This window comes from Micromonospora sp. NPDC048947, from assembly GCF_040649495.1.
Lineage (GTDB): Bacteria > Actinomycetota > Actinomycetes > Mycobacteriales > Micromonosporaceae > Micromonospora > Micromonospora alfalfae.
The window spans coordinates 1-20,340 of sequence record NZ_JBEZFO010000042.1 but is presented as its reverse complement, the minus strand read 5'-3'; the positions used below and the strand labels follow the sequence as shown (position 1 = coordinate 20,340).

The 20,340-nt window shown below is 71.8% G+C and carries 13 protein-coding genes; 5 read left to right on the top strand and 8 right to left on the bottom strand.

The window, feature by feature from the left end:
- Both AB0B98_RS32605 and AB0B98_RS32600 read left to right on the top strand, forming a co-directional pair.
- A partial coding sequence (locus AB0B98_RS32605; protein ID WP_357367656.1) for a condensation domain-containing protein occupies positions 1-1,455 on the top strand: 1,455 nt, incomplete at its 5' end.
- Between the two features lie 91 nt (positions 1,456-1,546).
- Entirely contained in the window at positions 1,547-8,929 is a 7,383-nt protein-coding gene (locus tag AB0B98_RS32600; protein ID WP_357367654.1) for an amino acid adenylation domain-containing protein, read from the top strand.
- Positions 8,930-9,068: 139 nt separating this feature from the next.
- Here the strand turns inward: AB0B98_RS32600 and AB0B98_RS32595 are convergent, their stop codons facing one another.
- The 4 genes from AB0B98_RS32595 to AB0B98_RS32580 all read right to left on the bottom strand — a co-directional run bounded on the left by AB0B98_RS32595 (position 9,069) and on the right by AB0B98_RS32580 (position 14,182).
- On the bottom strand, positions 9,069-9,662 hold the full coding sequence (locus tag AB0B98_RS32595; protein ID WP_007455465.1) for an ATP/GTP-binding protein: 594 nt from the start codon (positions 9,660-9,662) through the stop codon (positions 9,069-9,071).
- A 1-nt stretch (position 9,663) separates the two neighbouring features.
- Positions 9,664-10,041, bottom strand: a complete 378-nt coding sequence (locus AB0B98_RS32590) for a DUF742 domain-containing protein (protein WP_030329021.1) — start codon at positions 10,039-10,041, stop codon at positions 9,664-9,666.
- Between the two features lie 98 nt (positions 10,042-10,139).
- Positions 10,140-10,544 carry a roadblock/LC7 domain-containing protein gene (locus tag AB0B98_RS32585; RefSeq protein ID WP_030329023.1) on the bottom strand — a complete coding sequence of 135 codons (405 nt, stop codon included), beginning with the start codon at positions 10,542-10,544 and terminating at the stop codon, positions 10,140-10,142.
- The gene (locus AB0B98_RS32580; RefSeq protein ID WP_357367652.1) at positions 10,541-14,182 is read right to left on the bottom strand and encodes a nitrate- and nitrite sensing domain-containing protein; all 3,642 of its coding nucleotides are present in this window, start codon (positions 14,180-14,182) and stop codon (positions 10,541-10,543) included. Before AB0B98_RS32580 ends, AB0B98_RS32585 begins: the two co-directional genes overlap by 4 nt.
- A 502-nt stretch (positions 14,183-14,684) precedes the next feature.
- Here AB0B98_RS32580 and AB0B98_RS32575 point away from each other — a divergent pair.
- On the top strand, positions 14,685-14,978 hold the full coding sequence (locus AB0B98_RS32575) for a hypothetical protein (protein WP_238410792.1): 294 nt from the start codon (positions 14,685-14,687) through the stop codon (positions 14,976-14,978).
- Between the two features lie 2 nt (positions 14,979-14,980).
- Here the strand turns inward: AB0B98_RS32575 and AB0B98_RS32570 are convergent, their stop codons facing one another.
- Both AB0B98_RS32570 and AB0B98_RS32565 read right to left on the bottom strand, forming a co-directional pair.
- On the bottom strand, positions 14,981-16,054 hold the full coding sequence (locus AB0B98_RS32570) for an adenosine deaminase (RefSeq protein WP_238671138.1): 1,074 nt from the start codon (positions 16,052-16,054) through the stop codon (positions 14,981-14,983).
- 52 nt (positions 16,055-16,106) lie between these two features.
- Positions 16,107-16,529 (bottom strand): PPOX class F420-dependent oxidoreductase, encoded by a 423-nt coding sequence (locus AB0B98_RS32565; RefSeq protein ID WP_357367650.1) that lies wholly within the window; start codon positions 16,527-16,529, stop codon positions 16,107-16,109.
- 57 nt (positions 16,530-16,586) lie between these two features.
- Here AB0B98_RS32565 and AB0B98_RS32560 point away from each other — a divergent pair, with 57 nt between their 5' ends.
- Together AB0B98_RS32560 and AB0B98_RS32555 are read left to right on the top strand one after the other, a co-directional pair.
- Positions 16,587-17,084, top strand: a complete 498-nt coding sequence (locus AB0B98_RS32560) for a MarR family transcriptional regulator (RefSeq protein ID WP_357367648.1) — start codon at positions 16,587-16,589, stop codon at positions 17,082-17,084.
- 1 nt (position 17,085) lies between these two features.
- Positions 17,086-18,096, top strand: coding sequence for a putative RNA methyltransferase (locus tag AB0B98_RS32555; RefSeq protein ID WP_357367646.1), 1,011 nt, complete (start codon positions 17,086-17,088; stop codon positions 18,094-18,096).
- A 2-nt stretch (positions 18,097-18,098) separates the two neighbouring features.
- On the opposite strand, the gene AB0B98_RS32550 is transcribed toward AB0B98_RS32555, so the two are convergent.
- The gene (locus tag AB0B98_RS32550) at positions 18,099-18,779 is read right to left on the bottom strand and encodes a DUF4272 domain-containing protein (RefSeq protein WP_091394559.1); all 681 of its coding nucleotides are present in this window, start codon (positions 18,777-18,779) and stop codon (positions 18,099-18,101) included.
- Positions 18,780-18,889: 110 nt separating this feature from the next.
- Entirely contained in the window at positions 18,890-20,170 is a 1,281-nt protein-coding gene (locus tag AB0B98_RS32545) for a thymidine phosphorylase (protein WP_357367658.1), read from the bottom strand.
- Positions 20,171-20,340: the final 170 nt, after the last annotated feature.

Sequence of the window (20,340 nt, the reverse complement as noted above, 5' to 3'; positions counted from 1 at the left end):
CTGCGGACCGTCTACGGCTGGGAGGGTCTCGCGCAACCCGTGCAGATCGTCCTGGACGCGGTGGACTTCCGGATCGACCACCGGGACCTGACGGACCGGACCGGTGAGGCCGAGCGCCGACAGGCGGTGGACGATCTCCTCGCCGCCGACATCGCGGCCGGGTTCGATCTCACCAGCGGCCCGCTGCTGCGGGTCACGGTCGTGCGGACCGCCGCCGACGAGCATGTCTTCGCCTTCAGCTTCCCCCATGTGTCGCTGGACGGCTGGAGCGTGTTCCGGATCCTCGCCCGGACCCTGGAGCTGTACGACGCCGGGGCTCCCGAGCCAGGCACGGTCGAGCCCGCCCCGAGCTTCCGGAGCTACGCGGAGTGGCTGCGGAACCTCGATCTCACCGAGGCCCGGGACCACTGGGCGCGCTATCTCACGGACGCCACGCCCTGGATGCTGCCGCCGGAGGCACGGTCGACGGCCGAGGAGGACCGCTTCTCCCAGCTGGACCTGGTGCTCGACGAGGAGGAGACCACGCTGGTCCGGGAGTTCGCGGCCGGGGCGCACTGCACCCTGAGCACCGTGCTCCAGACGGCCCTGGCCCTCACCCTGCGCATCGTGTCGGGCGCGGACGACGTGATCTTCGGTGTCACGGTCTCCGGGCGCTCCCCCGACGTGCAGGATGTGGAGCGGGTGGTGGGACTGCTCATCAACACGCTGCCCATGCGGGTGCGGATGGCCGACGACCAGCCGGTGGAATCCCTCATGGGGCGCATTCAGACCGACGGATTCAGTGCCATCGAGCACAGCGGTCTGGCGACCACTCACATTCTGGAGAGCGCGGGGAGCGGAAAGAACCGTGCGCAGTTCGACGTGCTGTTCATCCTGGAGAACTATCCGCTGGGTCCGGAGTTCCTGACCTCGAAGAATCTCCGGATCGGGTCGTTCGCGAGCCATGAGCGGACGAACTACAAACTGACCGTGGTCGCCATTCCGGGCGAGCGGCTCACCGTACGGTTCTCGTCGATGACCGGCGTGGTGGACCCGGCGTGGGTCTCCGCGTTCATGGGGCTGTTCCGTACCGCACTCCACCAGGTCGCCTCGGGCCACCGGCTGGTGGCGGAGGTCGACGGGGTCGACACGACGGAGCTGGCCGACCTGCTCCGCGGTGCGGAGAACGCGCCGACCGTGGAGGCCGAGCACGAGGACCAGCTCGAATTCTTCGAGAAGTTCCGCGGCCCGGTGTTCGTGCTGGACGAGAAGTCCCGCCCCTGCCCGATCGGCGTTCCCGGCCATATCCATGTGGCGGCCGACTCCGTCTCCGATCTCCCCGTCGACGGCGAATGGGCCCAGTGGATGGCGGAGGGCGAGATCGAACCCGGATTCCCCTCGGCCCACCGGCATCTCTATCCCACGGGTGATGTCGGTATGTGGACGAGCCGCGACTCCATCAAGCTTCTTGACTGATCCAAGGAAAACAGGGTTTATCATGCCGATTCGCAACACCCATCGCGTATCCGAGCTGATTCGCCACCAGGGGCGGCGCTATCCCGTCGCCGTGGTGGAAGCACGTGTCCGGGAGGTCGCCGACGTGGCGGAGTGCGCGGCCGTGCAGCTGCGCACCCCGGGCGGCTCGACGCGTTCCGTCGCCTTCGTCCGGACGGTGTCGGGGCGTGCCCTCACCGTCGAGAGCCTGTCGGGGCTCCCGGTGGACGACGTCGTCACCGTCTCCTGCCTGCCGCTGGACAGCGCAGGCTCGGTGGACTACGTCACGCTGCGGCAGGCGGCGCTGGTGGACGCGCCGCGGCTGGCGGAGCTGGAGGCCGGGTGGCGGAAGAGCCACGGGCTGGGCGAGAGCGTCGTGCTGTACGGGGAGTCGTACGACTACGGCACCCCGCTGGCGCGCCGGGCGTACGCCCCCGCCGCCCCGGCGCCGACGGAGGTGGGGGCCGAGCCGATATCCGGGGCGGCCCGCGCCGTGCCCGCGTACATCCAGGGGCCGCCGCTGCTGCCCGTACCGGGTGACGTACGGACGCTGCCGGAGGCGCTGTACCGGGCCGCGCGCAGCGGTGCCGGGCGGGGGTGCCACTTCGTCGACGCGGCCGGCGGTGAGGTGTTCCTGTCGTACGCCGGGCTGCTGGAGCGCGCCGAGCGGGTGTCGGCCTACCTCCGGGCCGACGGCGTCGTCCCCGGTGACCGGGTCCTTCTTCTCGGCTCCGGGCACGAGGAGTTCGTCGTCGCGCTGTGGGGTGCGCTGCTGGCCGGGGCGGTGGCCGTTCCGGTCACGCCGTCGGCGGACTACCGGGAGCGCCGCGCCGAGGCCGAGAGCCTGCGGCGGATCTGGACGACGGCCCACGAGCCGCGGGTCCTGGCCTCCCCCGCGCTGGTGGAGGCGGTCCGGCCGCTGCTGGAGGGAGCCTCGCTGCTGTCCCTGGCCGAGGCGGAGCGGTGCGCCGGGGAGCCGGTCGTGGTGGAGGTCGATCCGGAGTCGCCCGCGGTCATCCTGTTCACCTCGGGGAGCACCGGCACCCCGAAGGGGGTGGTGCAGTCCCATGTGAACATCGTGCACAAGCAGCGGGCGGCGGTGCAGCACAGCGGTTACGCGGCGGACGACGTCTTCCTCAACTGGCTGGCCATCGAGCACGTGGTCGGGCTCATCCACTCCCACCTGCTCCCCGTCCATCTGGACGCCGCCCAGGTCCACGCGGCCACCGACCATGTCCTGGCGCGGCCGACGCGCTGGCTGGACCTGGCGACCCGGCACCGGGCGACCATCACCTGGGGCCCGAACTCCATGCTGGCCCTGCTCGCGGACACCGTGGCGGGCGGCGAGGCGGGCGACTGGGACGTGTCGGCCCTGCGGCGCTGGATCAACGCGGGCGAGCAGGTCCACTTCGCCACCTGCCAGCGGCTGTTGGGGCTGCTGGAGCGGTACGGGCTGCCCGCGCGGGCGATCAAGCCGGAGTGGGGCATGTCCGAGACGTGCAACATGGTCGTGGTCTCGGACGCGCTGGAGTACGGGAAGTCCACCGGCGTGCAGCACGTGGACCGGATCCACCCGGACGGCCGGATCGCGTTCGCGGCGTCGGAGTCGACCGCGCTGAGCCGGTTCGTCGAGTGCGGCCGGGTCTATCCGGGCGTGGACGTCCGGGTCGTCGACGACGCGGGCGACCTGGTCGACGAGGGCGTGGTGGGCCACTTCCAGGTGCGCGGGCTGACCCGGCTGGTCGAGTACTTCAACAACCCCGAGGCGAACGCCAAGTTCTTCCGCTCCGACGACTGGTTCGACACCGGGGACCTGGCGTTCGTCCGGGACCGCAAGGTCACCTTCACCGGGCGTGGCGCCGACCTGATCATCGTCAACGGCGTCAACATCCAGAACGTCGACCTGGAGGCCGTCGTCGAGACGGTGGACGGCGTCCTGCCGTCCTTCGCCGCCGCCTGCTCGGTCCGCGACGAGGACGACGTCACCGACCACCTGGCGATCTTCTACGCCTCCGAACTGACCTCGCAGGACGCCCTGTTGCGGCAGATCAAGGAGATCCAGGCCACGCTGCGCCGGGAGTTCAGCCTCTCCGCGCGCTATGTCGTGCCCCTGGCCACCGGGGAGATCCCGAAGACGAGCATCGGGAAGATCCAGCGGAGCAAGCTGGTCGCCCGGCTCCAGGACGGCACGCTGGACGAGCGGCTGCACGCCGTCGGGCAGACGCGTGGTGCGGGGGCGGCGTTCGTGCCGCCGTGGTTCTTCGTGGAGACCGACCAGCCGCGGGTCCTGCCCGCCGCGGACGGCCGGCCGGTCGTGCTCGATGTGGTGGGCGGCGAAGCGGCGGAGCGCGCCGAGGTCACCCGCGTACTGTCCCGGGATCTTGCCGTGCAGGCGCCCGGGGAGGCCCCCGAGGGCACGCTCGACACGGTGGTCGATCTGCGGCTCACCCAGGACGGCTGGGACGGCCGGGCGGTCTCCGAGCTGATCGCCGACACCACGAAGGCCATCGGGGCGCACACTGCCGCGCGGACGCTGCGGATCGCCCTGGTCACCGTCGCCGGGCGGGCGCGGGACGATCTCGCGCGGGCACAGCTCGGCGCCCTCCAGGGCTATGTGCAGAGCGTCAACGCCGAGGCCGGTGCACCGGTGGTCGTCTGGGTCGACGCCGATACGGTCGACGAGGCCAATGTGGCGCTGCTGGCACGGGAGTTGGTGGCATACGCCCCCGCCCCGGCCGTCGCGTACCGCGCGGGGGCTCGTACCGAGCGGGCGCTCGCCCCGGCTCCGCGCGACCCCGGCGGGGTGGCGGCCGAGATCAAGGAGGGCGGCCGGTACCTGGTCACCGGTGGCCTCGGCGGGGTCGGGCGGGAGCTGTCCCGCTTCCTCGCGGAGAAGTACGGTGCCCGGCTCGTGCTCGTCGGCAGCACACCGGCCGGACAGCTCGACGAGGAGCGCGCCCAGGCGCTGCGGGCCCTGGAGGCCCGTACCGACGTCCGGTACGTCGCCGTGGACCTGGCCGCCGCCGACGCGCCGGACCGGCTCCGTGCCGCGCTGCGGTCGGTCGCGGACGGGCGCATCGATGGGGCGTTCCACCTGGCCGGGCTCGGCAACTTCGGTGAGGACGAGGGGCTGGACGGGCTGGACGGGGCCCCGCGCCTCGACGCGGACCGGCTGGAGCGGTACACGGCCCTGAAGGTGCGGGGCATGGCGGCGCTGGCCGGGGAGCTGGCCAAGGACGCCCTGCTCGTCGGGTTCAGCTCGGTCAACGCCTACTTCGGCGGCGCCGGGTACACCGAGTACTCCGCGTCCAACAGCGCCCTCAACGCCTCCGTACGCACCCTGCGGGAGCAGGGGTACCGGCGCGCCATGTCCCTGGGCTGGAGCGCCTGGACCGGTACGGGCATGTCGGGCGGGGCCGGTGCGGCCCTGCCGATCGAGCGGCGCGGCTTCCTCTCCCTCGACGTCGATCTCGCGCTGGAGTCCGTCGACATCGCGGTCCGGCGCAATCAGGCGGTCACCTATATCGGCCTGGACGGTACGCACCCCGATGTGGCCTCGCAGGTGCGCAAGAAGCCCGACTGGGCCCTGGTCCCGCGCTACTTCTACGTGGCGGGGAGCGAGCTGCCCTCAGGTGAACTCACCGAGCTGTCGCCCGCGTTGGTGACGTCGAAGGTGGACCGGATCCCCCGGAAGGCCGACGGTCACATCGACACGGTCCGGCTGCTCCAGGCCGCGAGCACCACGGCTGCGGCCGCCCCGCCGGAGACTCCGACGGAGCAGCGGCTCGCCGCGCTGTGGGAGGAGATCCTCGGTACGGAGAACCTCGCGCGGGACGACGACTTCTTCATGCTCGGCGGCCACTCCCTGATGGCGGCCCGGCTGGCCAACGACATCCGGCGGGAGTTCGGGGTCCCGATCGCGCTGCACGAGTTCTTCAAGAGTTCGCGGCTCTCCGCCGTGGCCGCCCTGATCGACGAGAAGTCGGCGGCGGACGCCCCCGAGGAACCCCGCACCCAGGCCCGGGTGGCCGACGACGGCCTCTCCAGCGCCCAGCGGCGGATCTACTTCGCGGAGCGCGTCGAACCGGAGCTGGCGCTCTACAACATCGTGGCTGCCTGGGAGTTGGGCGGTGCGCTGGAGGCCCGGCTGCTGGAGAAGGCGCTCGTCCACGTCACCCGTCGCCATGAGTCGCTGCGTACGGCGTTCGACACGGTCGACGGTGCCCCGCGCGCCCGGCTCGTCGAGTCGCCCGCCGTCCCGCTGGACCATCTGGACCTGCGGGACCGGGAGGCGGCCGAGGCCGAGTCGGTCCTGAGAGAGACCCTGGACCGGGAGCTGGCGCACAAGTACGACCTGGAAGCGGCGCCCCTCGCCCGCTACACCCTCATAAGTCTCCCTGCCCAGAAGGACGTTCTGGTCGTCTCGCACCACCACATCGCCTCCGACGGCTGGTCGCTGAGCGTCTTCATGCGCGATGTGGTGACCGTCTACAACGCGCTGGTCTCGCAGGACATCCCCCTGCTGGCCGCGCTGCCGCCGGGCATCACCGAGGCGGTGGCCCGGCAGGACGCGGCCGGTGCCGCGTCCGAGGAGGCGGCGGACCACTGGCGCGGGGTGCTGGAGCAGGCGCCCGAACCGCTGTCGCTGCCGACCGACTTCGGCCGCCCGCAGCTCCAGTCGTACGCCGGGGACACCCTCTTCCTCGAACTGGACCGGGACGAGGTGCGCCGCGTCACCGAGGCCGCCGCGTCGGCCGGGGTGTCGAGCGCGGTGTTCCTGGCCACCGCCTTCAGTCTCTTCCTCTCCCGGCTGAGCGGTCAGCGGGAGTTCTTCGTCGGCATGCCGGCGATGCGGCGGGACGATCCGGCGCTGCTGGACGCGGTGGGGATGCTGGTGAACACGCTCCCCTGCCGGGTATCGCTCGCCGGCTCCGCCTCCGTACGGGATCAGTGCTCGGCGGTCCACCGCTCCATGACGGGGCTCCTGGAGCACCAGGACTATCCGTTCGACCACATGGTCACCAACTTCGCGGAGGGCCGGGACACTTCGCGCCCGCCCATCGTCCAGACCATGTTCAACTACGTCCCCCGGGAGGAGTTCCCGGAGTTCGCCGGGGCCGCCCGGACACCGCTGGACCTGCGGCACCGGATCGCCCGCTTCGATCTCTCCCTCCACGCGTACGAGCGCGCCCACGGGCTGACCCTGGCCTTCGAGTACGCGACCTCGCTCTTCCGCGAGGAGACGGTCGACGGCTGGCGCGCCCACTTCCGTACGCTCCTGTTCGCCATGGCCGACGCACCCGCCTCCCCGGTACGGGAGTTGAGTGTGCTGACCCCCGCCGAGCAGGCGGAGGTGGTGCGCCTGGCCGTGGGCACGAGGGAGGACGCACCCACCGGCTCCATCGCCGCGGCCTTCGCGGAGACGGTCCGCGCCCATGGGGACCGGACAGCCGTGGTGCACGGCGAAGAGGAGTTGACATACGAGGAGTTGGACGCGCTCAGCTCCTCGCTGGCGGCCCGGCTGCGGGAGCAGGGGGTCGGCACCGGTGACCGGGTCGCGGTGGACGCCGAGAAGGCCGCCACCACGGTCACGGGCATCCTCGGCGTACTGAAGGCCGGTGGGGCGTACGTCCCGCTCGACCCCGAACTGCCGCCGGGCGTCGCCGTGTCCATCCTCCGCGCGGGCGGGATCCGCAACCGTCTCTCGGCCCAGGGGCTCACCCGGATCGACGCGGCGGGCGAGCCCGAGGGGGAGACGGTCGCGCTCCCCTTCCAGGAGACCGGGAGCGAGTCGTCTCCCACCACCGGGGAGCACGAGGCGTACGTCATGTTCACCTCGGGCACGACGGGGCTGCCCAAGGGCGTCTCCATCGGCCAGGCGAGTGTGGTGGGGCTGGTCCGGGAGCCGGGCTGGATCACGCTCGACGAGAACGTACGAGTCCTCCAGACGGGTGCGCTCTCCTTCGACGCGTCCACCTTCGAGATCTGGGCGGCACTCCTCAACGGCGGCACCCTGATCCTCACGGCGAAGGACACCATCCTCGACGTCACCGCGCTCCGGCGGGAGATCGAGCTGCGCCGGCCCACCCTGATGTGGGTGAGCGCACCACTGTTCCACCAACTGACGGACGCGGACGCCTCGTTGTTCGCCGGGGTGGCGGAGCTGGTCGTCGGCGGTGACGTCGTCTCACCCGCCCATGTGAACCGCGTGCTGGAGGGGTGCCCGGGCATCCGGATCACCAACGGTTACGGCCCGACCGAGAACACCACGTTCAGCACCACGTTCTCGACGGACCGGCCCGTGGACGGCGCCCTCCCGATCGGGCGCCCCTTCCCCGGCCGGATCGCCCTCCCGCTGGACGACACGGGCGCGCTCGTCCCGTACGGCGTGCTGGGCGAGCTGTACGTGGGCGGCGAGGGGCTCGCCCTCGGGTACGTCGGCAACGAGGAGGAGGCCGCCCGCCGCTTCGTGGAGGTCGCGGCCCTGCCGGGCGTGCGGCTCTACCGGACCGGCGACTGGGTCACCCTCGGCCGTGACGGTCAACTCCGTTACCACGGACGGCGCGACGGCCAGGTCAAGGTCCGGGGCCACCGGGTCGAGCTGAACGCCGTGCGGAGCGCGCTCTGCTCCCTGCCCGGTGTGCGGGACGCGTTCGTCGTCGCCGGTGCGGAGAGCGCGGGGGCGCTGACGGCCCATGTCGCCGCCGAAGGGCTGGGGGTGGCCGAGATCCAGGAGGGCGTGCGCCGGCTGATCCCGCCGTACGCGGTGCCTTCGGTCGTCCATGTCTACGACGCGCTGCCGCTCAAGAGCAGCGGCAAGGTGGATGTCACGCGGCTCCGTTCGGGAGACGGGGACGGGGGCGGGGCGCCGGAGGGAGAGACCTCCGAACTCACCGCACGTGAGCGGGTGTTGCTCGGCGCCTACCGGTCCGTCCTGGGGCGGGAGCACATCGGCCCGGACGACTCCTTCTTCGACCTCGGGGGCGACTCGCTGCTGACCATCAAGCTGGTCTCGGTGCTCCAGGGCGAGGGCGTGCCGGTCGACCCCAAGCAGGTGTTCCTGTACCCGGAGGTCCGGGGCCTGGCGAAGGCGCTCGACGAGCGGGCGGCGGGCGGGAGTTCGACTGCCGGGGACCCCACGGCGAAGCTGGTGCGGCTCAACCCGCGCGGCGGCGACGGGCCGGGGATCGTCTTCGCTCCTCCGGCCGGCGGGACCGTCCTCGGCTACATCGAACTGGCCCGCCATCTCAAGGGGTTCGGTGAGATTCACGGGGTGGAGGCGCCCGGACTCGGCGCCGGTGAGACCCCGGTCTACCCGTCGTTCGAGGAGATGGTCCAGTTCTGCTCCGACTCGGCGGCCGGGGTGGCCGGTTCCGCGTCAGCAGAGCGATGCCCCGGGCACGCAGAAGCCGCCTCGCGAGGACCGTGGGTGGGGCCTGCCCCGAGAGGGGGCTGACAGCTTCCAGGTCGTCAGGAGGCGGCTCAGCGGCGCGCCGGGTCGTCTGAGCGACGAGCCGACGCGAAGACACTCACCGGGGCGGCTGGCAGCGCCCGGTGGCGGCCGGAGCCACCACCGGGGCGTGCAGCGTCCCGGATCAGGCCGGGGCGACGGCGCGCGTACGGCGCATGGTCAGCACGTACTCGACCAGCGAGATCAGCACGTGCTTCGTCGACTCCCGGTTACGGGCGTCGCAGGCCACCACCGGCACGTCGCTCGAGATCGCCAAGGCGTCCCGGACGTCCTGCGGGTCGTGGTACTGCATCCCGTCGAAGCAGTTGATCGCCACCAGGTACGGCAGGCGTCGGTGCTCGAAGAAGTCGATCGCCGCGAAGCAGTCGGCCAGCCGGCGGGTGTCCACCAGCACGACCGCACCGATCGCACCCCGCACCAGTTCGTCCCACATGAACCAGAAACGGGTCTGACCCGGCGTACCGAACAGGTACAGGATCAGGTCACGGTCGATCGAGATCCGGCCGAAGTCCATGGCCACCGTGGTCGTCGTCTTGCCCGGCACCTGCCGGGTGTCGTCGACGCCCACGCCAGCGGAGGTCATGATGGCCTCAGTGGTCAGCGGCGTGATCTCCGAGACCGAGCCGACCAGCGTCGTCTTACCGACGCCGAATCCACCGGCGATAACGATCTTCGCCGACGTCACGCGGCCGCTCGGGTTCGGCGGGCGGTGCGACATGTCAGAGCCTGCGAAGTCCACTCAGCACCCTCTCCAGCAGTTCAGTGCCCACCGCGTCGTCGGAGTCGTCCAAAATGGTCGGCTCGTGGACCGCGACCAGGCCGTCCGTCGCCATGTCGGCGATGAGCACCCGGGCCACACCGAGCGGGAGCTGCATCCGCGCCGCGATCTCCGCGAGCGATTGCACGCGACCGTCACACAGCGCGGCGATGTACTGGTGTTCGCGGCCCTGGCCGCCGTTGCCATTGGCAGCGGCCCGGCCGCGCACCGTCGTCTCGACGAGCGCCTCCAGCGCGATGTCGAGCCGGGGACGGGTGCGACCACGGGTCACGGCGTATGGACGGACCAACGCTCCGGTTGGTTCGTCACGATCGGCCATCTCGCCGCTCACCTCCTTCGCACCCGTTACCGGCTCCCACCGGTGAAACCCGTCGTTGTCGTTGTTGCAGTCGTGCCGACCTCACGATCGGCGAGACGTCAGCCCAGCATGCCCGCAGCCGCACGCGGCTGCGGGGTCAGTGCGTCGCCCACCCGGTCGACCAGCAGCGCCATCTCGTAGCCAACCTGGCCCACGTCGGAGCTGCGGGCTGCCAGCACGGCGAAGGACGAGCCGTCCGAGATGGACATCAGGAACAGGAAGCCATTGTCCATCTCCACGACGGTCTGCAACACCGCGCCTCCCTCGAAGCAGCGTGCTGCCCCCTGGGTCAGGCTGACCAGACCCGAGGAGATCGCGGCGAGCTGGTCTGCCCGGTCGCGCGGCAGATCCCGTGACGACGCGAGGAGTAGGCCGTCCGCCGATACGGCGACCGCATGCGCGACGCCGGGCACCCGGTCGGCGAAGTTGGCCAGCAGCCAACCAAGATCCTGCGTAGTTGTCATCCTTCTTGCTCCTTCTGCCCGCTCCCGGCCACCGGGCCTGAGCCAGACTGCGAGGATTGCCCTCCCGGAGTTGCCTCCGGGCTGGTCGGGGTGTCCGAGGTGCTACGCCCTCGCTGCACGCCCCGGTGGTAGGCGGAGAGCAGGCCACGAACCGCCTCCGGGGAGCGCCGCTGGACCGAGGTGGTGGGCTTCTCCACCGCACCGGGTACCAGTTGCGCCATCGGCTTGCGCTTCGGCAGACCGGTAGTGGTGGTCTCGCTCACCGGCGCCGCGCCGGCCGCCGCGGAGGCAGCACGCCAGCCGTCGTCGGCGGCGGTCTGCCAGCCGTTGCTCTGCGGTTGGGGCCGGCGGTTCGGCAGGCTCTCGGCGAGGCTGGGGCGGGTGCCCTCGTTCGCTGTGGAGCCGTTGTCCCGCGGCGCTCCTCCGACCGTCGGAGTGTCTGCCATCGGTGTGTTACCTGTCGTCCCGGGTGGTGTCTTGTGGACTGCCCGACCGGTGGCCTCGACCGTGGCGAACTGCTGGGTAGCGGAGTCGCCGTTCGTCGCTGGCTGAGCGCCGGCCGCGGTCTCCTCGGAGCCCGGGCGACGGGTACGGAACCAGGCCGACTCGAGCTCCCGGAAGATCGGCAGCTCCATCGTCTCATCCGCGTACCGCTGACGGTTCTGCGCCTGCGGCTGCTGCGGCGTCGGCCGAGTCTGCGGCGCTGGCCGAGTCTGCGGAGCCGGAGCCGGAGCCGGCGTTGCCGCCGGGGTCGGCGCGGGAGCCGGAGGCTGGGCTGCGGCCGGCTGCTCGCCGGGTCGCGGGACCCGCGGCAGCTCCGTCGTCATGTCCAGCGCGGCGGCGAGCCGCTCGGGCACCGGCGGGGTGGCCGTGTCCCGGTCGCTACCCGGCACTGGCGGCCAGGCCGGCGGGGCCGGGGCGTTGGGTGCCTGCGCGGGCGGGGCGGATCGGGGCGCGAAGCCGCTGAACGACTGGCTGGAGGCCGGCGGCGCCGAGTACGGCTGGTTCGAATACGGCTGACCGGACGCCGGCGAGGCCGAGACCGGCGACGCGGACACCGGCGGACCGGCGTACGGCTGCCCGGAGGCCGGAGCGGCGGACACCGGCGCGCCGCCGTACGGCGCACCCGAGTAGGGCTGCCCGGAGTACGGCTGGCCGGAGGCCGGCGAGGCGGAGACCGGCGCACCGGAGTAGGGCTGCGCGGAGACCGGCGGCGCCGAGTACGGGTGCGCCTCGGGGCTGCTCGGCAGCTGACGCGGAATGGACGGCTGCTGGTCGGTGCTCGGGGTCTCGTCCCCGCCCCGGCGCTGCGGCAGCGGGTCGGTGCCCTGGCCGTTGGCCGATCGGGGGGTGAACCCGTCGCCGCCGTTGACGCCGTTCGCCCCGGCCGCGCCGGTCAGATCCGACCAGGCCGGCATCGACCGGTACGCGCCACCGTTGGCGGGGGTGCCGGCACCGTTGCGCGTCGCGGGATCGAACGGGCGACCGCCCAGGGTGACCTGGTTGCCGGACTCGCTCGGACGGGGGCCATTGCCCAGCGCGGGCAGCGCGCCGAAGACCGGCGCGGGCCCACCGGACTGCGGGCCACCGAACTGGGGAGCACCGGCCGCCGGCAGCGCCGGAGGCTGCTGCACCCGACCGGAGAGCGCCCGGGGCACCAGCACCGAGGTGGGCAGGGTCACGTCGGCGACAGTGCCGCGATCGTTGCCGGGGCGCAGCTCGACCCGGACACCGTGCCGGGACGCCAGCCGGGCGACCACGACGAGGCCCATCATCCGGGACACCGCCACGTCGACCTGCGGCGGCGTCGCGAGCCGCTCGTTGAGGTCGTGCAACTGCTCGGCGCTGATGCCGATACCGCGGTCCTCGACGTACAGCGAGGAGCGGTCGCCGACGCGCCGGGCCTCGACCATCACCTGCGAGTCCGGCGGGGAGAACGCTGTGGCGTTGTCGAACAGCTCCGCGACGAGGTGCACCAGGTCGTTGACCGCGTGCGCGGCGACCTCGATGTCGCGGTCGATGACACCGAATTCGATCCGGGTGTAGTGCTCGACCTCGGACTGCGCGGCGCGCAGCACGTCGATGAGGGCGGCCGGCTCACGCTGCACGCGGGTGGAGTCGGCACCGGCGAGCACCAGCAGGTTCTCGTCGTTACGGCGCATCCGGGTGGCCAGGTGGTCGAGCTGGAACAGCTCGGCCAGCCGGTCCGGGTCCTCCTCGCCGCGCTCCAGCCGGTCGAGGTGCCCGATGAGGCGGTCGACCAGGATCTGGGAACGACGGGCCAGGTTGACGAACATCGTCGCGACGGAGGCGCGCAGTGCCGCCTGCTCGGCGGCCGTGCGGACGGCTTCCAGGTGGACGGCGTTGAACGCCTCGGTCACCTGGCCGAACTCGTCCTTGCTGCGCACCGGCAGTGGTTCGGCGATCTGGTTGGCCAACTGCACCGGGGAGAGCTGGCCGACGACCTGCGGGTCGCGCAGACGGGCCACCGCCTGTGGCAGCCCGTACTGGGCCACGGAGAGCGCGCCCTGCCGCAGCTCACGGAGTGAGCGGGCCATCGAGCGGGCTACCAGGTAGGCGAAGAGGATGGCCAGCAGCAGCATGCTGAGCAGCAGGCCGGTCTCCAGGAAGACCTGGCGCTGGACGTCCGAGCGGAGGGTGTCGGCCTGGTCGACCACTTCACTGTCGAGCTTCCGCTCGACGGTGCGGATCAGCTTGGCGTTGGCCGTCATGGCGGCTTCCCACTGGTCCGGGCCGAACGGCGCACCGCGCATGTTGCCGGTGGTGTTGCCGTCGATCCAGCCTGTGTAGTTCTGTGCCTGCCGACGGTCGCCGCCAGCGACCGTCTGGTCGTGGAACTTCGCGTCGTCCGGGGTGGCGACGGCCTTGAAGCTCTGCAGGGCCTGCTGCTGGCCGGTGTCACTGGCGACGTAGTCCCTGCGCAGTGCGGGGGTCAGGCGCTGTCCGCCCTTCACGCCCAGCGCGCGGTGCACCACGACCCGGCGTGCGGAGAGGAACTCCTTCTCCCGGGCGACCGCCGCGGCGGCGCGCATCCGGTCGCTGAGTTGGTTGTCACCGGCGAGCTGCGTGGACGAGTCGCGGATGGCGAGCAGGTCACTGATGAGACCCTCGTACGCCTGCACGGTCTCGGTCAGCGCGAGCTTTCCGTTGAACACCTGGCTGCGGACGCCCGACAGGTCCTGGAGGTTCTGGTCGATGCCGTCGAGCAGACTCTCCAGGCTGCTCGGCAGGTCCTCGATCTCGGTCCGCTGCTGCCGGTAGGGGATCGCATCCTGATCCACCCGGGAGTTCACCCGGTTGTAGGCCTCCTGGTACTGCGCCGTCGGCTGCGTCCCGTCCGCGCCCAGCAGCAGCACGGCGGCGGTCCGCTCGTCCTGCAGGCTGTCGACCAGGTCACCTGAATAGCTCGACAGATTCGCCAGGTCGCCAGCTCGGTTGGCATTGTTGAGCGTCTCCACGTGGTCGATAAGACCACTGGTGCCCACCACGACCGTGGCGATGGTCGGCACGATCATGATGAGACCGAGCTTGGACCAGATCGGCATGTCCCGGAGCCGGCTGGCCGGCCGGCGCAGCCGCGACAGGAAGGAGCCCGCCGTCTTTGGCCGTTTGCTCACGTCACCGCCCTCGCGATTACAGCTTGAACGCGTTGCCCCGGGCAACGCCCAGCGACCGACCCGGCGGGTCGGACCCCCGAGATTCCATCACGCCGGTCGACAAGAAGAAAGCCCAGGTTGTCCCCGACCGAAGGTGTGATGAGATGTTGATGCGATTTGATAGCAGTCTGTCTGGCCGGAGTAACTGAAGGTAATGGAACATCCGCACCGCGTTGTCCTACTGGCCGGCCCATCGGGGTCTGGAAAGTCGTACATAGCGCAGCAAACCGGCTTGCCGGTGCTGTGCTTGGACGACTTCTACAAAGACGGCGATGACCCTACGTTGCCGAGACGAAACGGCCAGGTGGATTGGGAATCGCCGCACTCCTGGGACGCCCCCAGTGCGGTGGAAATCATTGCCCAACTTGCCCGCGAGGGCCGAGCCGATGTGCCGGTTTATGCGATCGGCGCTGATCGGCGGGTAGCCACCCGGCCATTTGATGTCGCCGGATCGCCACTTTTCGTGGCCGAAGGGATCTTCGCCGCCGAGATCGTCGAGGAGTGCCGTCGCCGCGGCCTACTCGCCGGGGCGTACGCGCTGCGCCGCCCGCGCGGTGCCACCTTCCTGCGCCGACTCGCCCGCGACCTGTCCGAGCAGCGCAAGGCGCCGCGGGTGCTGATTCGGCGCGGGGTGGCGCTGCTCCGTGCCGAGCCCGCGGTGCTGCGCCGGCAGATGGGCCTCGGCGCGGAGGCGGCCCGGGCCCGGGAGGTGCTGCGCCGGGTGGCCGGTCTGCTCGCCGGCCACCCACATGGCTGAGCTCAGGCCAGCAACTTCGCGTACGCCGGCTTGATCACGTCGTCGATGATCCGCAGCCGCTCGTCGAACGGGATGAAGGCGCTCTTCATCGCGTTGATGGTGAACCACTGCAACTCTTTCCAGCCATAGCCGAACGTCTCCACCAGCAACGACATCTCCCGCGACATCGAGGTGCCGCTCATCAGGCGGTTGTCGGTGTTGACTGTCACCCGGAAACGCAGGTCCCGCAGCAGGCCGATCGGGTGGTCCGCGATCGAGCCCACAGCACCGGTCTGCACGTTCGACGAGGGGCACAGCTCCAGGGGGATCCGCTTGTCCCGGACGTACGCGGCCAGCCGGCCGAGCGAGCCGTCGGGGGCGATGTCGTCGACGATCCGCACCCCGTGGCCGAGCCGGTCCGCCCCGCACCACTGGATCGCCTGCCAGATCGACGGCAGACCGAACGCCTCGCCGGCGTGGATGGTGAAGTGGAAGTTCTCCCGTTGCAGGTACTCGAAGGCGTCCAGGTGCCGGGTGGGCGGAAAGCCCGCCTCGGCGCCCGCGATGTCGAAGCCGACCACTCCGGCATCCCGGTGCCGCACGGCCAGCTCGGCGATCTCCTGGGAACGGGCGGCGTGCCGCATCGCGGTGAGCAGCGTGCCCACCCGGATGGTCAGGCCCGCCTCGACCGCCTGGGCGGTGCCCTCGGCGAACCCGGCCAGCACCGCCTCGACCACCTCGTCCAGGCTGAGGTCCCGTTCCAGGTGCTGCTCCGGGGCGAACCGCACCTCGGCGTAGACCACGCCGTCGGCGGCCAGGTCCAGGGCGCACTCGCGGGCCACCCGACGCAGCGCGGGCGCGGTCTGCATGACCGCCACGGTGTGCGCGAACGTCTCGAGGTAGCGCTCCAGGGAACCGGAGTCCGCCGCGTCCGCGAACCAGCGTCCGAGCGCCTCCGGGTCGGTGGTGGGCAGCTCGTGGCCCACCTCGGCGGCCAGGTCGACGATCGTCGCCGGCCTCAGCCCGCCGTCGAGGTGGTCGTGCAGCAGCGCCTTCGGGACCTTGACGATGTCCTCGTACCGGATAGTTGCGACCATGCTCAGACCCTAGTCAGGGGCCTGGGCGGACCGGTACAGGACCGGCCGGGCGTCACGGTCGCCAGCCGTACACCCGGTGCACGTGGAGGCGGATCACGAGCCGTCCGTCGGCGACCATGGCGGCCCGGTAGTCCGCCCAGTCCGGGTGGTCGCCGCGAATCCGGCGGTAGACCTCCACCAGTTCGTCGACCGTCTCGTCGGTGATGGCCATGGCCGGCTCGCTGAGCGTCACGGTCCCCTCCGCTACCGCGTACGCGCCGCCGTCCGGGGTGGTGACGTGGAAGCTGGCCCGGGGATCGCGGCGCAGGTTGCGCACCTTCGCCCGGTCCCCGGTGGTGGAGCAGCGGAGCAACCCCGGCTCGGCCAGGTAGTCGAGGTTGGACAGCTGGGGCCGCCCGTCCCGGCGCACTGTGACAAGCACTCCGCGCCCCCGCTGACCGAACAGCTCCCACAGTCGGTGAGAATTGGTTGACATGTCATCGAACCTAGGGGCAAGTCGATGACATGTCAACGAAAGCGTTAGACTCGACCTGTGGAAGCACCCCGGTGGCTGGACGAACGGGAGGAGCGCGCCTGGCGCGGCTACCGCCGGATGCGTCTCCTGCTCGACCTGGAGCTTGCCCGGGAGCTGACCCAGGACGCCGGCCTCTCCGAGGCCGACTACGACGTGCTGTCCGACCTCTCCGAGACACCGCGGGGGCGGCTGCGCCTGCGGGAGTTGGCAGACCGCATGCTCTGGTCGCGCAGCCGGCTCTCCCACCACCTGACCCGGATGCAGCAGCGCGGCCTGGTGACCCGCGAGGAGTGCGCCGACGACGCCCGGGGGTCGGTCGTCGTCCTCACCCCCGCCGGGCGGCAGGCCATCGAGTCCGCCGCCCCCGGTCACGTGGCCGCCGTCCGCCGGCACCTGATCGACCTGCTCACCCCCGCAGAGGTCGACGCCCTCGGCGCGCTCACCCACCGGGTCGTCGACCACCTCGCCGAGCCCGGCCTCCGATCCACCCGGCCGCAGCCCGCGGCGGAGGCCTGAGGTGGACCCCCGCATCCTCGACCGGCTGCGCTGCCCGGTCTGCGGCGAGCCGCTGGCCGAGGCGACCGCCGGCAGCACCGCTACGCTGCGCTGCCCGCGCCGACACAGCTTCGACATCGCCCGGCAGGGGTACGTCAACCTCCTCGCCGGGCGCGCCCCGCACGCCGGCGACAGCGCCGAAATGGTCGCCGCCCGGGCGGACTTCCTCGCCGCCGGGCACTACGACGTCATCTCGGCCGCCCTCGCCGCCGCCGTGACGGACGCTGTCGGCCGTCTCGGCGCAGCTGACGCCCCGCACCCAGCACCTACTCCGCCCACCCTTTGCTCTGCACCCGCCGAGGCGACGGGCTCCCGGCCGAGCCGTCGCCTTGAGGGGTGCAGAGCAAAGGACACAACAGCAGAGGTACGGGTCGAGCCGCCGACACCCGACTTCGGGGCGTACCCCCTGGTGGTGGATGCCGGCGCTGGCACCGGCCGGTACCTCGGCGCGGTGCTGGCGGCGCTGCCGGACGCCGTGGGTCTGGCCCTGGACGTGTCCAAGCCGGCGCTGCGCCGCGCGGCCCGCGCGCATCCCCGGGCCGCCGCCGCGCTCGCCGACACCTGGCAGCGACTGCCGCTCGCCGACGCCTCGACCGACGTGCTGCTGAACGTCTTCGCCCCGCGCAACGGCCCGGAGTTCCACCGGGTGCTCGACCCGGCCGGCGCGTTGCTGGTGGTCACGCCCGACACCGACCACCTCGCGGAGTTGGTGGACGCCCTCGACCTGCTGCGGGTGGACCCGGACAAGGCCGACCGGGTGGCCGCCAGCCTGGGCGGGCATTTCACGCTCGTCAGCTCGGCGGTGCACCGGGCCGAGCTGGCACTGACCCGGCCGGAGGTCGCCACACTGGTCGGGATGGGCCCCAGCGCCTGGCACACCGACCCGGCCGCGCTCACCGCCCGGCTGGCCGCGCTGCCCGAACCGGTCCGGGTCACCGTGGCGGTCCGGCTCGACGTCCTGCGACCTCGCTGACCTCAGGTGGAGAGGTCGACCTCTTCCCAGCCGGGCGGCTCGTCGTGGTACGGCCCGCGCAGGATCACCGCCCACTCCAGCGCCCAACGCCGCTGCCCGATCGCGTTCGCGTCGACAAGGCCCGGTGCCCGCCGGCCACCACGCTCGGTCTCCAGGTACGCCCAGTCGAGGCAGTAGTGCAGGTCGAGCAGGGCGGCCGCGTCGGCCGGGTGCTGCGGCGCCGTGAGGATCCGGGAGCGCCAGTGCGGGAAGGTCTCCCCCTCGGCGATGTGCGGCAGCCGCTCGACCAGCCGTTCGTCGACCGCCAGCGTCGGGTCGAGCTGTTTGCTCAGCCCGAGCACCCAGGCCAGCGCGAAGAGCGCGTCGTGGTGCAGCACGAACGACCGGTGGTCGCCTTTGCCGCCCATCACGAACTGCCACTCCGGTGGGGTGACCATGTCGACCAGGTGCGAGCCGAGCAGCCAGCTCATCGCCGCCTGCGGTGGCATCCCGAAACAGCGGGCCAGGATCAGGTGCAGCACCGCGATCCGCGCCTCGATCTCCCCTGTCGGACGCAGGTCGATCTGATCACCCGGCTCCCAGACGAGGGGGAACTGGGCCGGCGGCAACGGCAGGCCGAGCCGGGACAGCTCGTCCAGGCTCGCCTCGCGCACCTCACGTGGGTCGGGGGCAGCAACGGTCACGGCGGATCTTCCTGTCTGCTCGCGCCGGCGCAAGGCCGGTTGTCCCCCCTTGGCCTGCGACAATAGCGCTCCCAGGTGACCGGCACCACGCCAGGGCGACGCTGGATCGGTCAGCCGATGCGTTCGATGACCAACGACGTCGCCGCCGGGGCCGTCGGCGCGATCCGCACCGCGGTGGCGGCTTCGGTCCGCGCGGCCGGAATCCGCGCCGCGTCATCGGCGCGCAGCTCGTAGAGCGCGTCACCGGCCCGCACCTCGTCACCCGGCCGTTTGTGCAACACCACGCCGGCCGGCACGCTGACCGGGTCCTCCTTGCGCGCCCGACCCGCGCCGAGCCGCCACGCCGCAACCCCCATCGCGTACGCGTCGATGGCCGCGACGTAACCGTCCCGCTCGGCGCGGACCACCTCCACCTCGGCGGCCGTTGGCATCGGCGCGTCCGGGTCGCCGCCCTGCGCCCGGATCATCGCCCGCCAGGAGTCCATGGCCCGGCCGTCGCGCAGCGCGGCAGCCGGATCGGCGTCCGGCAGACCGGCGGCGTCGAGCATCTCCCGGGCCAGCGCGAGGGTCAGCTCCACCACGTCGGCAGGTCCACCACCGGCCAGCACCTCGACCGACTCGGTCACCTCGACCGCGTTGCCGATCGCCAGGCCGAGCGGGGTGGACATGTCGGTGAGCAGGGCGACAGTCCGCACCCCGTGCGCACCTCCCAGCTCGACCATGGTGCGCGCCAACTCGCGGGCCTGCTCGACGGACTTCATGAAGGCGCCCGAGCCGACCTTGACGTCGAGGACCAGCGCCCCGGTGCCCTCGGCGATCTTCTTGCTCATGATCGAGCTCGCGATCAGCGGGATCGCCTCCACGGTGCCGGTCACGTCGCGCAGCGCGTACAGCTTGCGGTCGGCGGGGGCGAGCCCGGCGCCGGCCGCGCAGATCACCGCACCGACCTCGTCCAGTTGGGCGATGAACTCGTCATTGCTCACTGTGGCCCGCCAGCCCGGGATGGACTCCAACTTGTCGAGCGTGCCGCCGGTGTGCCCGAGACCCCGGCCGCTCAGCTGCGGCACGGCCGCGCCACACGCCGCCACCAGCGGGGTGAGCGGCAGAGTGATCTTGTCGCCGACGCCGCCGGTGGAGTGCTTGTCGACTGTCGGCCGGCGTACCGCCGACAGGTCCAACCGCTCACCGCTGGCGATCATCGCGGCGGTCCACCGGGCGATCTCCGGCCCGGTCATGCCGTTGAGCAGGATCGCCATCGCCAGCGCGGACATCTGCTCGTCGGCGACAACCCCCCGGGTGTACGCGTCGACCACCCAGTCGATCTGCGCGTCCGACAGCACCCCGCCGTCCCGCTTCACCCGAATAACGTCAACAGCAGCAAAACTCATCAGAAGATCTTCCCTAGTCTGTTGCAGATCCCGTTCCACGGCCCGTGACCACGTCAGGGCCGGGGCCGACCGTGCCCGGCGGAGGGATCAAGCCTGACCGCCCGGGGCCCGGCCCCGGGCGCGCCCCGCCGGGGGGGGCCGCGGGCCCGGGCCCCCGGCCCTCGGGGGCCGCC